This window comes from Veillonella montpellierensis DSM 17217 (assembly GCF_000426745.1).
Lineage (GTDB): Bacteria > Bacillota > Negativicutes > Veillonellales > Veillonellaceae > Veillonella > Veillonella montpellierensis.
Genome location: NZ_AUFY01000002.1, coordinates 98,942 through 117,686 on the forward strand (window position 1 = coordinate 98,942; position 18,745 = coordinate 117,686).

Genomic DNA, 18,745 nt, shown 5'->3' on the forward strand with positions numbered 1-18,745 from the left:
TTTACACAACCTCCCAAAACTTTTTAGATAAAGATTCTCGTTTATTTAATAATGTACCTAGTGTGCTAATATATACATTCACATCTTTTGGCATATGTTGCTTTTGTTGACGATAATCTGGCCCACGCATCCATTTTGACGAACTACCTGGACCTATCGATAAAACAGGTTGCCGTTCTTCCATTATGTGAATATTATAAATACATTCTTTATTAGGCAACGTATATCCTATATTTTCCAATTGCCCCGTCATATATTGTTGTCGGTATAAATAATATGGAATATAACCTTCTGCTTGAAGGCGCTCTTTCGTGTAAGCTACCATTTCCTTAACCAACATTTCACTAGGCATGTCCGTCCTTCCTATACCATTGTATAAAGGACTTCCTTTTTTTAATGCTAACGTATGAATTGTAACATTTTCAGGGTGTACCTTACAAATATAATCTATATTTTCTATCATATGTTGCATAGTTTGTGTGGGTAAACCGGCAATAAAGTCCATATTAATAGAAAATGTAGTATGATTGCGTATATATGTATATAAAGATGTAATCGATGAAACTGTATGTCCACGACCAATTATTTTTAAAATAGAATCTTGCAAACTCTGCGGATTAATACTCACACGATTTACACCACATCGTTGCATATCCATGATTTTCCTTTTAGTGATAGAATCCGGTCTTCCTGCTTCTATAGTATACTCACAATCATTAGTCGCTAGTGATGTAAAAGACTGCAAAATCTCACAAAATGTATCTTCGTCCAAGCTAGTAGGTGTACCACCGCCCATATAAAGGGCAGGAATGTCTAATTGATACCTTTCTATCAACGACTTCATATGTTCTATATCATCTATAAAAGATTTTTTAAAATTCTGTATATGCGGATAATCTTGAATGAGTCCATAAGGAAAGGAACAATATGTACATCGTGTTTGACAGAAAGGAATACCTCCATATATTGCTACTCGTTTATCATTAGAAGATTCTTGCTCAATATATGGCCTTTGATAATGTGCTATAGAAGCTAATAAATCTAACTTTTCATCACTAATGAAGAATTCCTCTTTTAACCGTTTATGTGTTTCTTCTATTGAACATGTATCTAAATATTTATGGTACAACTTAGTAGGTCTAACACCAACTAGAGTCCCCCACTCGCTATGGATATCTAGTCCCTGATATGCTCGTAAATACAATAATAATGCTTGACCCAATTTACGTCGACCTAATGCAGTGAACTCATCCACGAATACTTTTGTATGCGTAAGATACGTATGCGTATCATCTAGAATGTCTATTTTTAACGTATATTGATTATTTAGTTCTTCGCCAGTAATAATAACTTGTGGAGATTCTTTATTAGAAAATAGACCAGCAGCACCACAATTATGAGCCACTACCGAACCTAGCGGTAGTGGCCCCTCATAATGATATCCATTAAGCATGACGATGTGTTTGTCTTTCTAACGCTTCTCGCTCTTCTTCACTCATTTTTTCTTGGCATTCACTACAGTAGCCATAGACTTTTAACTGATGGTCAATGGTGCGGAAATTTAATTTTTTGGCAATAATAGACTCTAATGTTTCTAACATATCATCTTCAAATTCTTTTACACACCCACATTTCACACAAATTAAATGATGATGAAAATGTGCAAATTCTTCATCATTTAATTCATAGCGATTACGTCCATCTCCAAAATCAAGACGTTTCAATAGATCTAGCTCCGTAAACAAATCAAGAGTACGATAAATAGTAGCAAGTCCAATATCAGGAGCAACCGCTTTCACTAGTCCGTACACATCTTCTGCACTTAAATGATTTTCCTCTGCGTCAATAAATGCTTGTAAAATAGTTTGCCGTTGCGTAGTCAACTTATATTTTTTATCTTTAATACGTTCTTTCAATTTTTCTAATGTGGAATTCATATTAGTCACCATCCTTATAATAATTGTTAAAATACCATAATCTATCTAAAATAATTTGCAAAATAGCTGTAATTGGTACAGCAACCATCATCCCTATCATACCGTAAAAAGTGCCACCAATAAAAATAGCAGAAATGATAACCAATGGGTGCAACTTTATCACATGACCTAATACTTTAGGCATAGTAATTTGTCCATCAATTAGTTGAATCACTAAATATACAATAGCTACTTTCAATGCTAACGAACCACTTACTAAGGAAGCTAGTATAATTGCTGGCACGGCACTGATAAAAGGTCCGATAATAGGAAGCCACTCGGCTAAAGAAGCTAATAAAGCTAATACAAAAGGATATGGTAAATTAAATATATACGCCACTATTAGAACGATGACAAACATATTCGTTGCTAATAACAATTGTCCTCGTAAATAACCACCCACTGTACGATGGATTTGATTACTAATTTCTCGTATATACGTTGCATTTGGTTCTGGAAAAATACGAATGACTTTTTCTTGTAACTTACGACCATCCTTTAATAAATAAAATGTAATAATTGGCACTAATAATAACTCCAGTAATGTTCCTGCCAAAGAAAACACTGCTGACACACCTTGTTGAACTAATTCAACACCATAATTACTTACTTTTGCAATCGCCATTGACAGAAGTGTATTCATCTGGGATGGCATAATTTGGTATTCTTCATATAATGGAATCGATTGTATGACTAATACAAATTGTTGCAATAAAAATGGTAAATTATAAACTAATCTTGAAAATTCGGTTAAAAAAGGTGTTACTACTAAATTAATACTAATGACGATAAGTAACGCTACTAATAAAAAAGCTGGCAGAATAGCTAATGTACGAGGAAACGATGTCCACCCAACTTTTTTTCTCATAAAATATTGTAATCCATTCACAATTGGCAATAAAAGTAAAGCCAGCACGAATGATACAAGAAATGGTAACACAATAGGACCCAATAGAGCTAATATGCTTATAGCAATGACTAATAATATCAATCGCAACCAATATTGTAATGACTTATTATATAGCAATCTATCACCACCTAACCAATAAATGGATTTGATTTTTTCTCATATCCGATAGTGGTCTCTGGGCCATGTCCTGGATAGACAATCGTATCATCTGGCAGGTTCATTAATTTGGTCTGTATGGATACTATTAAATCATCAAACGATCCATATGGGAAATCAGTACGACCTACAGAATCTCTAAATAAAGTATCCCCTGCAAATAAAATACCATCCATATAAAAGGAAATGCCTCCAGGTGTATGCCCTGGCGTTTCAATAACCTTTATCGGCACTTGTTCATAAGAAATAGTATCTCCTTCTATAACTTCATGTATAGTTCCATGAACTTGTATGTCTAATCCCTGAAAAGCACTTAGATTCAATTCAGAATCTGTAAGAAAGGGTACTTCTTTTGGATGCATATAAATAGGTATGTTATAGGTATCAACTAACTCTTGAACTGCACCAATATGATCACTATGTCCATGAGTTAATAATATAGCTTGTGGTTCTAGTTGTCTATGGTTTAATTCAGTAAGTAGTTCTTTTCCCTGTGCACCTGGATCAACAAGGAAGATTTTTTTATTATCCGTATTACCGATGATGTAACAATTTGTTTGGTATGCACCTAAGGGAATCTTCAACAATGTAAGTTTCAAATTATCACCTCCTAGATAAAATATGATATTAGAATATTTTTTTACTATCAACTAAAATTGTCACAGGTCCATCATTAGTTAACTCTACCATCATATGAGATTGAAATGTACCTGTAGCAATAGTAATTCCTAATAATCTACATTGATTTACTACATATTCATACAGTAACTGCGCCTGTTCTGGACTGGCTGCTTCTGTAAAACTCGGTCGCCTTCCATGGCGTACATCACCATATAATGTAAATTGTGACACTAGTAAGATGTCCCCTTTTTTATCTATGATAGATTCATTCATTTTTCCCATCGCATCCTCAAAAATACGAAGGTGTGAAATTTTATCAACTATATAATTGGCATCACTTTCAGTATCATCTTTACTAATGCCAAGAAATACAAGCAACCCTTCTTTTACCTTTCCTACTTCTATAGCATCTACCGAAACAGAAGCGCTCGTAACTCTTTGTACTACAGCTCTCATTAAGTACCTCCACTAGCTCTTCGCACTGCATATACATCTCGAATGCGTCTCAGTTTAGTCATAACGAAATCTAATTGTAATAAATCCTTAATATCAATGACTAAACTAATATTTACGTTTTTAGTATCTTCTTCCACTTTTGCATTAATTGTTACTATATTAATTTTCAATTCTGATAAAACTGCCATGATTTCCATCAACATACCATTTCTATCGTAAGCTTGAATTTCAATGCTAACATGAAAGATTTCACTAGTATCTGTATCCCATGAGACTTCAATCATTCGATCTAGTTCTTCCTTACTATGTCCAATATTCGAGCAATCTGCACGATGAATAGAAATACCTCGACCACGTGTAATATAACCTATAATATCATCACCTGGTACTGGATTACAGCACTGAGCCATTCTCACCATTACATCTCGTTCACCTTTTACTAAAATTCCACTAGTATTCTTAGATTTTCTAGGTGCATGTGCCCGTAATTTTTCTATAATCGCTTCCGTAGAACGTTTTGATTCTTCTTTTTCGGTATCTCGTTTTAATAATTCCCCTAACTTAACGAGCACTGTACTCAGCGGTATACCACCATACCCACAAGCAGCTAGGAGTTCATCTTCTCCACCTACATTAAGCGCATTACAAACTGATTCTATATATTCTTGTTTGTACAAAGCTTTCCAATCATAATTAAGTCGCTTAGCCTCTTTTTCAAGAGCTTCTAACCCTTTTTCAATATTTTCTTCTTTGTTTTCTCGTTTAAACCAATTTTTAATTTTATTTTTACTTTCACTAGAGCCTACAATATTTAACCAATCCAAACTTGGCTTTCCGTTTTTAGAAGTAATAATCTCAACAATATCGCCATTCTTTAATGTGTAATCTAATGGTACGATTTTTCCGTTAATCTTAGCACCCACACATTGATGTCCAACATCGGTATGAACACGATAGGCAAAATCAAGTGGCACTGATCCAATTGGTAATTTTACCACATCTCCCTTAGGGGTAAAGACAAACACTTCTCCTGTAAAAGCATCTAGTTTTAATGCATTCACAAGTTCTTTAGGGTTAGTAGTATCTTGCCATTCTAGAATTTGTCGTAACCATGCTACTTTCTGATCAAAATCTTTATCTCCATTTTTATTGCCTTCTTTATATCGCCAATGGGCTGCTACCCCGTATTCAGATACGCGATGCATTTCCCACGTGCGGATTTGAATTTCTACAGGATGTCCTAATGAACCAATGACCGTTGTATGTAACGATTGATACATATTTGACTTTGGCATAGCAATATAATCTTTAAAACGATGAGGAAGCGGTTTCCACAAACTATGTGCAATGCCAAGCACTGCATAACACTGTGGAATCGTATCTACAATAACGCGAACTGCATATAAGTCATAAATTTGTGATAAATCACGATTATCTTTTTTCATTTTTTTATAGATACTATAAAAATGTTTTGGACGACCTTTTACATTAGCAGTAATGCCAGCATCACTTAAGGCTTTACTCAGTTGATTCATAGTATCATTCACAATATCTTCACGGGCTTGTCGTTTTTGTTGCATTTGTTCAACTAAATCATAGTATTTATCTGGTTCTAAATATCGGAATGATAAATCTTCTAGTTCCCATTTAATATTGAATATACCTAATCTATGAGCAAGAGGTGCAAAAATTTCCAGTGTTTCTTTAGCAATACGTTTTTGTTTATCACTACGCATGTGCTTTAATGTGCGCATATTATGCAATCTATCAGCTAGCTTAATGACTACTACACGTACATCTTTTGCCATAGCCAAAATCATCTTTCGATAATTTTCCATTTGTTGCTCTTCTTTAGTATGATACTGAAACTGATTTAATTTTGTAACACCATCAACTAAAAACGCCACTTCCTCACCAAATAAAGATTTAATATCCTCAGTTGTATAGGTTGTATCCTCAACCACATCATGTAACAAAGCTGCAATTAATGTGGTGTCATCAATTTGTAAATGAGCTAAAATAGTCGCTACTGCCAATGGATGCATAATATAGGGTTCCCCAGATGCACGAAATTGTGTAGCATGTGCCTTGTCTGCCAATTCAAAAGCTCGTATAATTTCCTTGCATTGATCCGCTAGTAAATATGATTTTACCAAGGTCATGAATTTATCTAATTCTTGTTCTTTATGAAAAGTTTCATTTTCTACTAAAACTTTGCCTTCTTCATTTTCTTTCATATACATCCTCCTGAGAGCTGTATTTCAAAAAGGTTAAAGATGTTACTAAGTCCAATTTTCCCTGTGCTTGATACCATTTATACAATAGTATTCCATCTTCTGATGTTTCTTCCTTTAATATACCTAATTCTTTAAAAACTTCTAATGCTAATAAACTGGACTTTGCTCTCTGACAAGTACTATATTTATGAACAATTTCCGTTTCTAATACATATTTAGGCACTTCTCCATTTTTACAAATATGTCTAACAAATACGTATATATCTCTCAGGCCTTCGACCGTCAATGTAATGGGTTCTGTATGTATCACTTCAATATCTTGTATCATTAATTGAGGTGTCACATATCCTTGCCATTCATTTTTTTGTAATGAAAACGCCACATTCACAGTATCACCTGGAACAATATATGAGTGATAATAATCGGCATTCCATGCAATAGCATCTAACGTTCCATTAGTAGTTTCTAATACAATTTTACAGTGATTTTTTTGTTTACCCATTAGCAATACATCTTTTACAATGGCCTGACTAACAGAAAATATTGGTGTTCGATTGCCTATACCATATGGTTCTAATGTAGACACTTGGTCAATAATAGACACATCTATATCTTGAATGGGTAGCTCTAAGTCAATATCGAGCACTGGGATATAATCAGTTTTCTTTAATACTTTATGACAATACTCGGTTAGACGAGAACGTAATAGGGGAATATTTTCTTCTTTAATGCTAAATCCTGCCGCCATATTATGTCCGCCAAATTGAATTAATAGATCATCTGCATATTGTAGCGCCTCATATATATTGAAATTATCAATACTACGACAAGAGCCTTTTCCAATGCCATCATGTACACTAATTACTAACGTTGGTTTATAATATTCTTCAACTAGCCTTGAAGCCACAATACCAATGACTCCTGGATGCCAGCCTTCTCCTGCTACTACAATCACATAATTTGCCAAAGGCCCTTGATTAACGACATCATCTCGAGCCATATCATGAATAGAGTGTTCTAATTCTTGTCGCTCTAAATTAGTAAGTTGCAACTCTTCTGCAATCATCAACGCTTTATCAGAATCAGTCTCTATCAACAACTCAACCGCTCTAGTAGCATGTGTAACACGTCCAGCTGCATTTAACCGTGGTGCTAAGGAAAACGCGATTTGGCCGGATGTAATTGATTTTCCCGTCAATCCAGCCACATCGATTAATGCCTTAAGTCCTTCATTAGGTAGCATAGCCATTTTTGTAAGTCCTCGTGCTACATATGCTCTATTTTCTCCAACAAGAGGTACCATGTCAGCAACGGTTCCTAATGCAACGATATCTAAATCATCAAAATACCATTCCCCTGTACGCTTTAACCAAATTGCTTGGCATACTTTAAAAGCTACTCCAACACCAGATAAATTTTTATCTGGATAGTCACAATCTAATTGCTTATGGTTAATAACAGCTGTTGCTCGTGGTACACATTCTGGCACTAAATGGTGATCTGTAATAATTATAGATATCTTATCTCGCACAGCTTCCACTATATCATAAGAACTAATACCACAATCAACAGTAATAATTAGCTTAGTCCCTTTGTCAATGATTGTCTCCAAGGCTTCTAAATTAAGTCCATATCCTTCACTTTGTCGCTCTGGTATATAATAAGTAACATTGGCGCCCAATTTTTTTAAGAAACGATATAATAGTGAAGTAGCTGTAATACCATCTACATCATAATCACCGTAAATTACAATTGGTTCATGATTCGTTAACCTATATTCTATTTCTTCTACCGCGTTTATCATGTCCTTTAAAAGAAATGGATCATAGGGTTCAATGGAAGGTCCACTTAAAAATTTTTTTGCTTCCTCTAAGTCCGTAATGTTGCGATTCATCATTAACCGAGCCACTACTGATGAAACGCCTAATTCATGTATTAAATTATATTCTTTATGGCTATCGCCTTTATTAATACGCCATCGTTTAGTTCTTATATCTTTCATAGTGCCATCTCAACCATATAGTAATTTCATCAATGTATTATCATTATCATTTTTATTTATTATACACTATCTTTAGCTAGAATAAAATATATATCTATATAAATTTCAAGAAACTACGGGAAAATATAGGAATTTAATAAATAATAACTATTAATAAACTATGATGGTTTAAAATCATTAAATCTCGATATGAAACGCCTATACATAAAAGTAAACTAAATCAAATTTATATGGCACTACATTATTATCTGTAATTTTCAGTATTATTATATATTCAATTTTTTATGATATACATTGAATATACGCTACACAAAGAACGGAATTTTCATAAATCGTTCTATTTCATACATCTATAACATGGTTTATATAGTATATACTATAAAGAAAATCATCATACTATAATCTTACTTAACTTTTATATAATATAGCTTGAACGTTTTACTATAGATGGGTTAGTTTTTTGTATAAGAAATTATTTTTCTATCCATATAGGGAGTAATTTATTGAGTAAAAAACAATAAAACCACCCTCTTTTCTAAGGTAGATACTATAAAAATAGAGGAAAGTTGATATTTTACTAAATCAACCTTCCTCTATTTTATTAAGGGTACATTTTATTCTAGCCCTTCTAATTAAGTTTCTTTAAAAATTAAAATCTCGTTCACCAGATTCCATTTGTTTTATATATTGCTTTGCTTTATCCTTAATTACTTCATTAGGTATCGCACCTAATTGATTATCAATGACAGCTTGTCCAGTAGCTTTAGTTGTGTCACTAGCATAGTCAATTAAATATTCGTTAAGTGTCATTAATGCATTAGGTTGGCAACAGTTAGAAATCTGACCAGATTTAGCAAGTGCCATAAATCGATCGCCTGTTCGTCCCGAACGATAGCAAGCAGTACAAAAACTTGGTACATACCCTAATTCAAGAAGCCATTCTACAACTTCATCTAAGGTGCGTCGATCGCTGGTGTCAAATTGTGCTGAATTATCTTCTGGTAACTCCTCTTCTTTATAACCACCCACACTCGTACGAGATCCACCACTAATTTGTGAAATTCCTAAGGCTAATCCTTTCGCACGCATCGTAGCACTTTCACGAGTACTCATTATCATACCTGTATATGGAGTTGATACACGAATCAATGCCACTATTTTTTCAAAAATATCATCTGGAACAGCATTACTGAAATCATTAACATCAATATCATCAGCTGGACAAATACGAGGAACAGAAATAGTATGAGGGCCTACTCCATAAACAGCTTCTAAATGTTCTGCATGCATCAATAAACCGACAAAATCATATCGATAGTGTTCTAATCCATATAATACGCCAATTCCTACATCATCAATTCCGCCTTGCATAGCTCGATCCATAGCTTCTGTATGATATGCATAATTACTTTTTGGACCATGTGGATGTAACGCTTCATAATTTTCTTTATTGTATGTTTCTTGGAATAATGTATACGTACCAATACCAGCTTCATGTAGCTTTTTATAGTCTTCTACTTCACAAGCTGCAATATTAACATTAACACGTCGAATTTCGCCATGCTTATTTTTAGTACTGTAAATTGTTTTTATACATTCTAAAATATACTCTAGTGGGTTATTAATAGGGTCTTCTCCTGCTTCAATAACCACGCGTTTATGTCCCATAGCTGTTAATGCCATAATTTCGTCTTTTACTTGTTGTTGTGTTAATTTTTTTCGACTAATATCACGATTCTTATCATGATATGGACAATACACACATCCATTTACGCAATAATTTGATAAATACAATGGGGCAAATAAAACGATGCGGTCACCATAAATAGTGTTCTTAATTTCTTTAGCTAATGTAAATAATTTATCTTTATATTCTGGTAAAGGACACTCTAATAATACAGCCGCCTCACGATGAGTTAATCCTTTATAAGTCGCTGCTTTTGCCAAAATTTGATCTAATAGTTCACGATTTTCACAGTTTGCTTTAGCATACGCTAAGGTATCCAGGATTTCTTCATGACTAATAAACTCTTCTGCCTTAGAAGATTTTACATTGTACATCATACTTACTCCTTTACTACTCTTATTGAGTCCGAAACCTCTTCGGTATATAATAATTTCTTACCTATACTATAATATCCAATATTATCTATATGGATATATTTAGTATAACACTTATTCCTAGTAAAACATACTGAATTTTGTCGACTTTCTATATTAGCTCATATCAAATAGTCTATATTATTATTAATAAAATGCAAATAATAACATTTTTTCTATAAATTATAAGTATAATAACTCTCAACAATCTATATATTTTATATAAACTATTCTAAATGATAAAAAATCTTTCGTATCATTAAACCACCACTCAAAATCAAAAATAAGTGTAATCACGGTAAATATTATAATCAAATTGCCCTGCAGAATAATAATTTAATTTTTATAACTGTGTTTCTTACTAAATGGTAAACGATGTTAACCCTGCTATTATTACCTTCATTAGCTGAATTATATCATATGACAACTACAAGATTAGGTCTCAGCATCTATATTATAAATAAATTATGCTCCAGATGGTTATTTTACTCTTTCTTTACATATTATTTTCTGTACTTCTTCTACCAAATACCTATTCATCGATTGAAGCAATATCAAAACAAGTTACTTATACTATATAGTAGAAACTTTTGCTATCTTGGAAAAATGATCTCTCCTATATAAAAAAGATGCCTTATCTATAAAATAGAAAATATTATTGAAATCTATAGTATCATCAAATAATAAAAATATGCTGGCCATGTTCTATGCATCTAGTATGTAAACTTAAATATATTCATCCATATATAAAAAAGCTCTTAAAATCCTATCATATATCAACTAAGAGTTTAATATATGATTAAGAATTCTAAGAGCTTCTTACTATTGCTTACGCTTCTACTGGGTATACGCTAACCTTACGGTTATAACGACCAGCACGTTCAAATGCTACTTTACCTGGAACTAGAGCAAATAAAGTATCATCACTACCGATACCAACATTAGTACCAGGATGGAAATGGGTACCACGTTGACGAACGATAATATTACCGCTTTTAACAATAGAACCATCATGACATTTTACGCCAAGACGTTTAGATTCACTGTCACGGCCGTTACGTGTACTTGATACACCTTTTTTATGTGCAAATAATTGCAAATCAAAAGTAAACATTACGTTCACCTCCTACTTATCACTAATTGTTACAAAATCAGAATATTGATTACTGATCTCGGTAAGTCCAAGAATCATTGTTTCTAATATATCCTGACCACTCTGTGTAAGAACACCAGATAATATGATATCACATTGTCCTGACGTATTTGTATAGTGTCCTTCTTGCTGTGCAATATCTTGTAACCCCAATATAGCAGTACAAGATAGCACGGATACGGCTGCACAAACAATATCATAACCAGGATCATCATATTCCGCATGTCCTTCAATCTGACACCTTCTAATAAGCCTATCAGAATTACGAGTAATTATAATAGAAATCATAATTATGCTTGAATAGATTCAATACGAACTTTAGTGAACGGTTGACGATGACCTTGACGTCGACGATAATTAGATTTAGCTTTATATTTAAATACTAAAATCTTTTTAGCTTTACCTTGTTCAAGAACTGTACCTGTTACTTTTGCACCGTCCACAAGAGGAGCCCCAACTTTAACATCACCATCATTAACTACAGTCAATACATCTTCAAAAGTGACAGAATCATTAGCAGTTGCTTCCAATTTTTCGATAGTAATTACATCGCCTTCAGATACACGATATTGTTTACCACCAGTTTTAATAATTGCGTACACGATAAACACCTCCTTGTTTTCGAACTCGCTGAATACGGTAGCCTAACCCAAGAGTCAGTCATTTACAACCTCTTCATGCGGCTACAAAGTTCAGGTAGTACCCAAACTATGACTTATTAAGTATATATCAAAAAACCTGTCTTGTCAAAGCTTATATAAAATAAATATGCTATGTATGTATTAATTTTAGTTAATAAACTAACTATATAAAAATGACTACATCCATTATGTATAGTAGATGTAGTCAATCTATATGTAATATTTTTATATGATTAGCGTATATGGATAGTATACTACTATCCATATACATTGTCCTAGTATTTACTATGGCACTAACTGTCTTCTTATTATCAACTTATATATCCTAAATGTTGAAATAAAATTTTTACCCCAATAAGGAGTAAGATGATACCACCAATCATTTCTGCACGACTTTTAAAGAAATTACCTAATAAACGTCCTGCATAAATTCCCACTAAAGAAATAAAAAATGTAATAATTCCTATAATGGATGAGGCATATACTACATTTACCGACAAAAAGGCGAAGGTAATACCCACTGCCATTGCATCAACGCTAGTCGCGATTGACAGCATTAGCATTTCGCCCCATCCAGTGGTTACCTCTTGATCTTCTGTGTCATCAAAGGAGTTGCGTATCATAGTAATACCTAGATAACTCAAGAGAACTAAAATAATCCAGTGATCATATGCTGCTATGGTATCTGCAAATTGTACACCTATTGCCCACCCAATAATAGGCATTAACATCTGAAAAATACCAAATAGTAAAGGTAATATTACCTTTTTATGTGTTTCTTTTTCAGTCAGCATTAAACCTTTACTAACTGATACACCAAACGCATCCATAGCCAAACCGATAGCAATTAATATAACTCCTACTAATGACACATTAAAACGCCTCACTTATATAGGAAGAATTAATATTTTGTGAAAATTCTCTCTAGTATACACTATTATTTCTATAATATCAATACTTTTCCTATATATCTATCAATATATACAATTAATGGCCAATCGATAGTAGCGAGTAGGCTTCACGATTCATTGTTTTACTCTTAGTAATAAAAATCGATTTTTGTAATTCTATGGAAAGTTTTTTACACACTTCTTTTGTAAAGTATATGGCTACATCAGGATGACATTCTATTTCTATATCGCTTTTTAGGCGTCCCAATTTATACATATCACGTAGTTTTCGTAGAATTTGTAAATATACTGTTTTTCCAGAAAAAATATAACCAGTACCACCACACTGAGGGCATGTATCAAAAAGAATAGTTTGTAATCCTTGTCGTTTACGCTTACGTGTCATTTCAACAAGTCCTAGCGAACTAATACCGCATACAACAGTTTTCGACTTATCTTCTTTTGCTAAGCGTGTTAATACTCGCAAAATATCTTTCTTATGTTTCTCTTGTCTCATATCAATAAAATCGCAAACAATAATGCCACCAATATCACGCAATCGCAATTGTCGACAGATTTCTTTAGCAGCTTCCGTATTGACTGCAACTGCTAAATCTTCGGCACTTTTAGACTGTCCAACGAAACTACTAGAATTAACATCAATCACTGTTAACGCTTCTGTATGATCAATTCGTAAAGTTCCACCTGAAGGCAATGTAACTTCTGTATTCGTCAAACTTTCTATTTGTTCATCTACTTGATATGCTTTGTAAATAGGCTCTTTATCCGTATATAGTTGAAGGGTAATATAGTCATCTAATTTAGTTAACGCCAATAATTCTGAAATGCGTTTAAAACCAACTGGATCATCTACAATAATAGTACTAACATCTGCTGTAACATGTTCACGAAAAATACGATACCAAAAATCAGCATCTGTATATAAACAAGTGCCACCTTTAGCAATAGAAAATCTATTATGTATGGATTGCCACGTATGCCATAAAAACTCCATATCAGCAGCCACCTCATCCGGAGTAGCTTTAGAGGCTGCAGTTCTAAGGATTAATCCACACCCTTTGTTCAAGTAAGGTTCTGCAATCACCGCCAATTGCTCACGCATAAGTGGATCTTTGATCTTTTTAGAAATATGAATACCTTTCGCATATGGTAATAAAACCATAAATCGACCTGCTAAGCTAATATCGCTAGTCACTCTAGCACCTTTGCCAAGCATTTCTTCTTTAACAACTTGTACTAATAAATGTTGCCCTACAAATAGTTTTTGTAACAGTTGACTTTGTTTACCAGATTGTAAATTTAAATACGCATTATCTGAACGACCTATATCAAGGAAAGCAGCCTGCATACCAGGTAAGACATTTTTTATAGTTCCTTTAAATATATGATTAGCAATATGTTCTTCATCAGGGCGTTCGACCATATAATCCACTAATCGATTTTCTTCATCTACGATTGCCATACAAAGTTCTTCTGGCATAGCTGAAATAACAATTTGTTTCATATGGGCCTCCACTTTTATACTTAGATATGATGAATACGCTTTCCTTCGCTATTTATAAACAATTACGATATCAATCTCTCTATATAAAACAAGTTACAATGAAAATAAAACTCTATGGCTTGAATTTCTTACTACTGATGTCATATTCTAAAATGCCTACAATGCCTACTACTAATTATATTAGATCTATAAACACAACTATATTTCTAAAGGTGTATATAAACCATTTTCATTAGCTATTAAAATATCTTTTCGATGTACCTCATATGCATCAGTAACTGGCCATCCAAATTGCCTCTTTCCGAGCTTCCAAACTTCACTGGGTTTGACTGTTCCTTCAGGATAAATTCCTATCCCCATAACAAGTGTAACTGTATGATTATCATGCACCACTGCCGTAATAGGGTCTTTTATAAAATGCTTAATATCAATAGTCCGTATCTTTTTAGGTGTTATCTTTTCATAAGCTATTTCATGAGCATCATTAAAGGACTTCAACAATTCATTCCAATCAACCTCTGATGTAATCGGTCCTGTAACTTCATAAATAGCATAGTTACAAATAGCCATCATCTTTTTTATGCGTTCATCAGTCATAATTTTCCCTTCTATGACTTCTAGTCCTTTAGGAGCATTGGTATTAAACCGAGTAATAATATTCTCTAATGAGTCCTCATCAACTGTATCCATATCAACATATTCTCTAGACGCAGTGATTCCCAATGCTAACGCTGACGAAAAACTAATTTTCATATGAGGGTTAAAACCTTCAGAGTAGGCCATACGTATGCCTGCTCGACGTATAGTTCGTTCAACCGCTTGAGAAAAATCTAAATGAGATAAAAAACGTAATTCTTCACCTTTAGTTAATGCCAAACGTAACTTTTTCAACACGTCCACCCTCCTTATAATCGATAATAGCTGTATCTAATTCAGCACAAACATTACACCCTTTACAAGATGCACGTCGACAATCAGGTGTTAGTGCCGCTTGTATTGCCTGATTCCATTCTCGTTTTAAAAAGCCTTTACTTACAACGGAATCCAAATGATCCCATGGTAATGGTTCATCAAAAGTGCGTTCTCGTCGTGCATAATAGGCAGGATCTATACCACACTTCTCAAATGCCGCTAACCAAGTATCGTACTTAAAATATTCTGTCCAGCCATCAAACTTACAGCCCATTTTCCACGCTTCCATTAATACAGCTGATAGCCTTCTATCGCCCCTAGCAAACACGGCCTCCATGTAACCAGTATAGCCGTCATGATAGTGATAAGAAATATTACGATTATTAATGAGAGATTTTAAATATTGCTGCTTTCTATGAATTTCTTCTACTTCCTGTTGCCCATACCATTGATAAGGAGAATGTGTTTTAGGTACAAAAAAAGATACACTAACCGTTACTTTTCCATTTCGCTTACCCGTTATCTCCCGGTGCAAATCAAGTACTTTATACGCCAAATCTGCAATCCCTGCTACATCTTCATCAGTTTCTGTCGGTAGTCCCATCATAAAATAAAGTTTAACTGTATTCCAACCTGACTTAAATGCATTCGTACAAGCTGCTAGTAAATTTTCTTCTATTACACCTTTATTAATGACATCACGCATACGTTGTGTGCCAGCTTCTGGAGCAAAAGTAAGCCCTGATTTTCTAACTTGCTGAACTTTTTTAGCAATATCAATAGAGAAACTGTCAATTCGTAATGATGGTAAGCTAACGCTCACCTGCTTATCCTTAAACTCTTCCATGAGCATATCAACTAATTCTGGTAATTTTGAATAATCGGCAGAACTTAATGACATTAAAGAAATTTCATTATAACCTGTATTAGCAATGATTTCTTTAGCAATTTCCACTAATCGTTCTGGTGTTTTTTCACGAACAGGCCGATAAATCATGCCCGCTTGGCAAAACCGACATCCCCTTGAACATCCACGAAATAATTCTAGAACGGCTCGATCGTGAACAATATCTAAATAGGGTACAACAGGTTTAGTGGCCACATGTACATGTTCCATATCTTCAATAATTCTTTTTTCAATATGATTAGGTGCTTCTGGTGCTAGTATATGTAGACCCGTAAAATCTCCTTGTTCATTATATTGAGGCTCATATAAGGATGGCACATAAGAACCAGGAATTAATGCAACTTTACGTAAGAAAGCTTCCTTTCCTCCTGGAAAGCCTAATTCTTTTTCTTGTTTATATAAATCAATAAACTCATTCGTCCATTCTTCTGACTCACCAATAGATGCAATATCAAAGAATTCAGCCAAAGGTTCCAAATTATAAGAACAAGGACCACCAGCAATGATTAAAGGAAAAGACATATCTCTATCTTTTGCCAATAAAGGTATATTTGCTAAATCCAGCATATTAAGAATATTAGTAAAACTCATTTCATATTGTAATGTAAATCCTACTATATCAAATTCCTTAATAGCTGTTCTTGTTTCCAGTGAAAATAAAGGAATACTCCTATTACGCATTTCTGCTTCCATATCATGCCAAGGTGCAAATACACGTTCTGCACAAGCATCGGTTCGTTCATTAATTAAAGAGTATAAAATTTTAATCCCCAAATGACTCATGGCGACTTCGTATACATCTGGAAAGGCTAATGCCATGGTTACATCGACTTGGCGATGGTCTTTAACAATACTATTCCATTCACCACCAGTATATCGTGCTGGTTTTTCTACATGTTGTAACCAAGATGTATCTAATTCAATCATAATACCTCCATATATTCAAAGTTTTATAGTAACAAAATGAGTATAATACCATGTGATATGTAGTAACTCAATCTTAATCTATGTATAAAACAGAAAAACTACTCCTCATATATTTATAGATGCTAATTATACTAAGGAGTAGCACTATTTCTAACGCATATCTATCGATCGAGTATAACTTAACACTTATAAAGTATATTTTATTTATTTCATCCATTAACCTACTGGAACATAAGTTTTTTACGTTGCATAGCAATATTTAATAAAATTCCTACACTGAACATATTAGTTGTTAATGCACTGACACCATAACTGATGAATGGCAAAGGAATCCCTGTTACAGGCATTATCCCCGTAGTCATGCCTACATTAACTAGTACTTCAAAGGTAAACATAGAACCTATACCCGTAGCCAATAACATGCCAAAATTGTCATTGGCACTATAAGCAATACGAATCGCTCGATAAATTAATGTAAACAATAACAATAAAACTATTACACATCCAATAAACCCTAGTTCTTCACCAATTACGGAAAAAATGAAATCTGTATGATTTTCTGGCAAGAAATTCAATTGACTTTGGGTTCCTTCAAATAACCCTTTCCCCATAATTAATCCTGAACCAATAGCAATTTTTGATTGAATAATATGATAGCCAGATCCAAATGGATCAATATCTGGATTTAAAAAGACCAATATACGCTGTTTTTGATAAGGATGTAATAAAAACCAACCAAACGGTGCTGCTATGACAGCAATACCTGCCATAATTTGCACTAAACGCATTCTAACACCAGCAATAAATAGCATACCTACCATAATCGCCATATATACTAAGGAAGTTCCTAAATCTGGTTGTTTGAATACTAGTAACATAGGTATTCCAATATACACAACTACAGGTAACAAGCTTTTAAATGTCGTAAATGTACCCACCCTATTTTCTAATAATCGAGCCATACAAATAATCATTAATAGTTTAGAAAATTCAGAAGGCTGAATGGTAATACTTCCTATTTGAATCCATCTTTGAGCGCCTAGAGCAGATGTTCCGACAAACATAACAGCTAATAACATTAGCAAAGTAATTATGTAGATTGGCTTAGATAATGCTCGAAATCGATGATAATCAAACCATTGCAAGGCAATAACTAATATTACATTAACGAAAAAAAAGACAAGTTGTTTGGTAACTAGACCTGTAATAGCCAGTCCTTCTTTATTAACATGCGTAGCACTTCCAATGACTGTAACACCAATTCCAACTAATAAAACCGTACAAATAACAATTGTCCAGTCCCATTCTCTCCATATTCGTTGCCACATATAA

Annotated in this window: 16 protein-coding genes; all 16 read right to left on the reverse strand. The window is 33.7% G+C overall.

The window, feature by feature from the left end:
- Position 1 precedes the first annotated feature (1 nt).
- Complete coding sequence (gene hemZ / locus K357_RS0101355; RefSeq protein WP_028257109.1) at positions 2-1,453, reverse strand: coproporphyrinogen dehydrogenase HemZ; 1,452 nt, start codon at positions 1,451-1,453, stop codon at positions 2-4.
- Positions 1,446-1,937, reverse strand: coding sequence for a Fur family transcriptional regulator (locus tag K357_RS0101360; protein WP_028257110.1), 492 nt, complete (start codon positions 1,935-1,937; stop codon positions 1,446-1,448). The genes hemZ and K357_RS0101360 overlap by 8 nt, the downstream gene beginning before the upstream one ends.
- A gap of 1 nt (position 1,938) precedes the next feature.
- On the reverse strand, positions 1,939-3,003 hold the full coding sequence (locus K357_RS0101365; RefSeq protein WP_028257111.1) for an AI-2E family transporter: 1,065 nt from the start codon (positions 3,001-3,003) through the stop codon (positions 1,939-1,941).
- Positions 3,004-3,014: 11 nt separating this feature from the next.
- Positions 3,015-3,641: an MBL fold metallo-hydrolase gene (locus K357_RS0101370; RefSeq protein WP_028257112.1), complete on the reverse strand. Its 627-nt coding sequence runs from the start codon at positions 3,639-3,641 to the stop codon at positions 3,015-3,017.
- Between the two features lie 28 nt (positions 3,642-3,669).
- The gene (gene dtd, locus K357_RS0101375) at positions 3,670-4,119 is read right to left on the reverse strand and encodes a D-aminoacyl-tRNA deacylase (protein WP_028257113.1); all 450 of its coding nucleotides are present in this window, start codon (positions 4,117-4,119) and stop codon (positions 3,670-3,672) included.
- A complete protein-coding gene (locus K357_RS0101380) occupies positions 4,119-6,356 on the reverse strand; it encodes a RelA/SpoT family protein (RefSeq protein WP_028257114.1) in 2,238 nt (745 codons plus the stop codon). The genes dtd and K357_RS0101380 overlap by 1 nt, the downstream gene beginning before the upstream one ends.
- Positions 6,343-8,358: a single-stranded-DNA-specific exonuclease RecJ gene (recJ, locus tag K357_RS0101385; protein ID WP_038113346.1), complete on the reverse strand. Its 2,016-nt coding sequence runs from the start codon at positions 8,356-8,358 to the stop codon at positions 6,343-6,345. The genes K357_RS0101380 and recJ overlap by 14 nt, the downstream gene beginning before the upstream one ends.
- A 642-nt stretch (positions 8,359-9,000) precedes the next feature.
- Positions 9,001-10,419, reverse strand: coding sequence for a [FeFe] hydrogenase H-cluster radical SAM maturase HydG (gene hydG / locus K357_RS0101390; RefSeq protein ID WP_028257116.1), 1,419 nt, complete (start codon positions 10,417-10,419; stop codon positions 9,001-9,003).
- Positions 10,420-11,287: 868 nt separating this feature from the next.
- Entirely contained in the window at positions 11,288-11,572 is a 285-nt protein-coding gene (gene rpmA / locus K357_RS0101395) for a 50S ribosomal protein L27 (protein ID WP_028257117.1), read from the reverse strand.
- A gap of 12 nt (positions 11,573-11,584) precedes the next feature.
- Positions 11,585-11,899, reverse strand: coding sequence for a ribosomal-processing cysteine protease Prp (locus K357_RS0101400; RefSeq protein ID WP_028257118.1), 315 nt, complete (start codon positions 11,897-11,899; stop codon positions 11,585-11,587).
- Positions 11,900-11,901: 2 nt separating this feature from the next.
- On the reverse strand, positions 11,902-12,213 hold the full coding sequence (gene rplU / locus K357_RS0101405) for a 50S ribosomal protein L21 (protein WP_028257119.1): 312 nt from the start codon (positions 12,211-12,213) through the stop codon (positions 11,902-11,904).
- Positions 12,214-12,563: 350 nt separating this feature from the next.
- Complete coding sequence (locus tag K357_RS0101410; protein ID WP_028257120.1) at positions 12,564-13,124, reverse strand: manganese efflux pump MntP; 561 nt, start codon at positions 13,122-13,124, stop codon at positions 12,564-12,566.
- A 115-nt stretch (positions 13,125-13,239) separates the two neighbouring features.
- Positions 13,240-14,667: an Rne/Rng family ribonuclease gene (locus K357_RS0101415; RefSeq protein WP_028257121.1), complete on the reverse strand. Its 1,428-nt coding sequence runs from the start codon at positions 14,665-14,667 to the stop codon at positions 13,240-13,242.
- A 198-nt stretch (positions 14,668-14,865) separates the two neighbouring features.
- Entirely contained in the window at positions 14,866-15,558 is a 693-nt protein-coding gene (locus K357_RS0101420; RefSeq protein WP_028257122.1) for a TIGR03936 family radical SAM-associated protein, read from the reverse strand.
- Entirely contained in the window at positions 15,530-17,413 is a 1,884-nt protein-coding gene (locus tag K357_RS0101425; protein ID WP_028257123.1) for a TIGR03960 family B12-binding radical SAM protein, read from the reverse strand. The genes K357_RS0101420 and K357_RS0101425 overlap by 29 nt, the downstream gene beginning before the upstream one ends.
- A 221-nt stretch (positions 17,414-17,634) precedes the next feature.
- Entirely contained in the window at positions 17,635-18,741 is a 1,107-nt protein-coding gene (gene rodA / locus K357_RS0101430) for a rod shape-determining protein RodA (RefSeq protein ID WP_028257124.1), read from the reverse strand.
- Between the last annotated feature and the right edge of the window lie 4 nt (positions 18,742-18,745).

Excerpts from the sequence above, each read along its gene's own strand:
- rpmA (WP_028257117.1), bottom strand. The coding sequence starts at position 11,572 with ATGTTTACTTTTGATTTGCAATTATTTGCACATAAAAAAGGTGTATCA.
- recJ (WP_038113346.1), bottom strand. The coding sequence starts at position 8,358 with ATGAAAGATATAAGAACTAAACGATGGCGTATTAATAAAGGCGATAGC.
- K357_RS0101425 (WP_028257123.1), bottom strand. The coding sequence starts at position 17,413 with ATGATTGAATTAGATACATCTTGGTTACAACATGTAGAAAAACCAGCA.
- K357_RS0101360 (WP_028257110.1), bottom strand. The coding sequence starts at position 1,937 with ATGAATTCCACATTAGAAAAATTGAAAGAACGTATTAAAGATAAAAAA.
- hemZ (WP_028257109.1), bottom strand. The coding sequence starts at position 1,453 with ATGCTTAATGGATATCATTATGAGGGGCCACTACCGCTAGGTTCGGTA.
- K357_RS0101380 (WP_028257114.1), bottom strand. The coding sequence starts at position 6,356 with ATGAAAGAAAATGAAGAAGGCAAAGTTTTAGTAGAAAATGAAACTTTT.
- K357_RS0101415 (WP_028257121.1), bottom strand. The coding sequence starts at position 14,667 with ATGAAACAAATTGTTATTTCAGCTATGCCAGAAGAACTTTGTATGGCA.
- hydG (WP_028257116.1), bottom strand. The coding sequence starts at position 10,419 with ATGTACAATGTAAAATCTTCTAAGGCAGAAGAGTTTATTAGTCATGAA.
- K357_RS0101400 (WP_028257118.1), bottom strand. The coding sequence starts at position 11,899 with ATGATTTCTATTATAATTACTCGTAATTCTGATAGGCTTATTAGAAGG.
- rodA (WP_028257124.1), bottom strand. The coding sequence starts at position 18,741 with ATGTGGCAACGAATATGGAGAGAATGGGACTGGACAATTGTTATTTGT.
- dtd (WP_028257113.1), bottom strand. The coding sequence starts at position 4,119 with ATGAGAGCTGTAGTACAAAGAGTTACGAGCGCTTCTGTTTCGGTAGAT.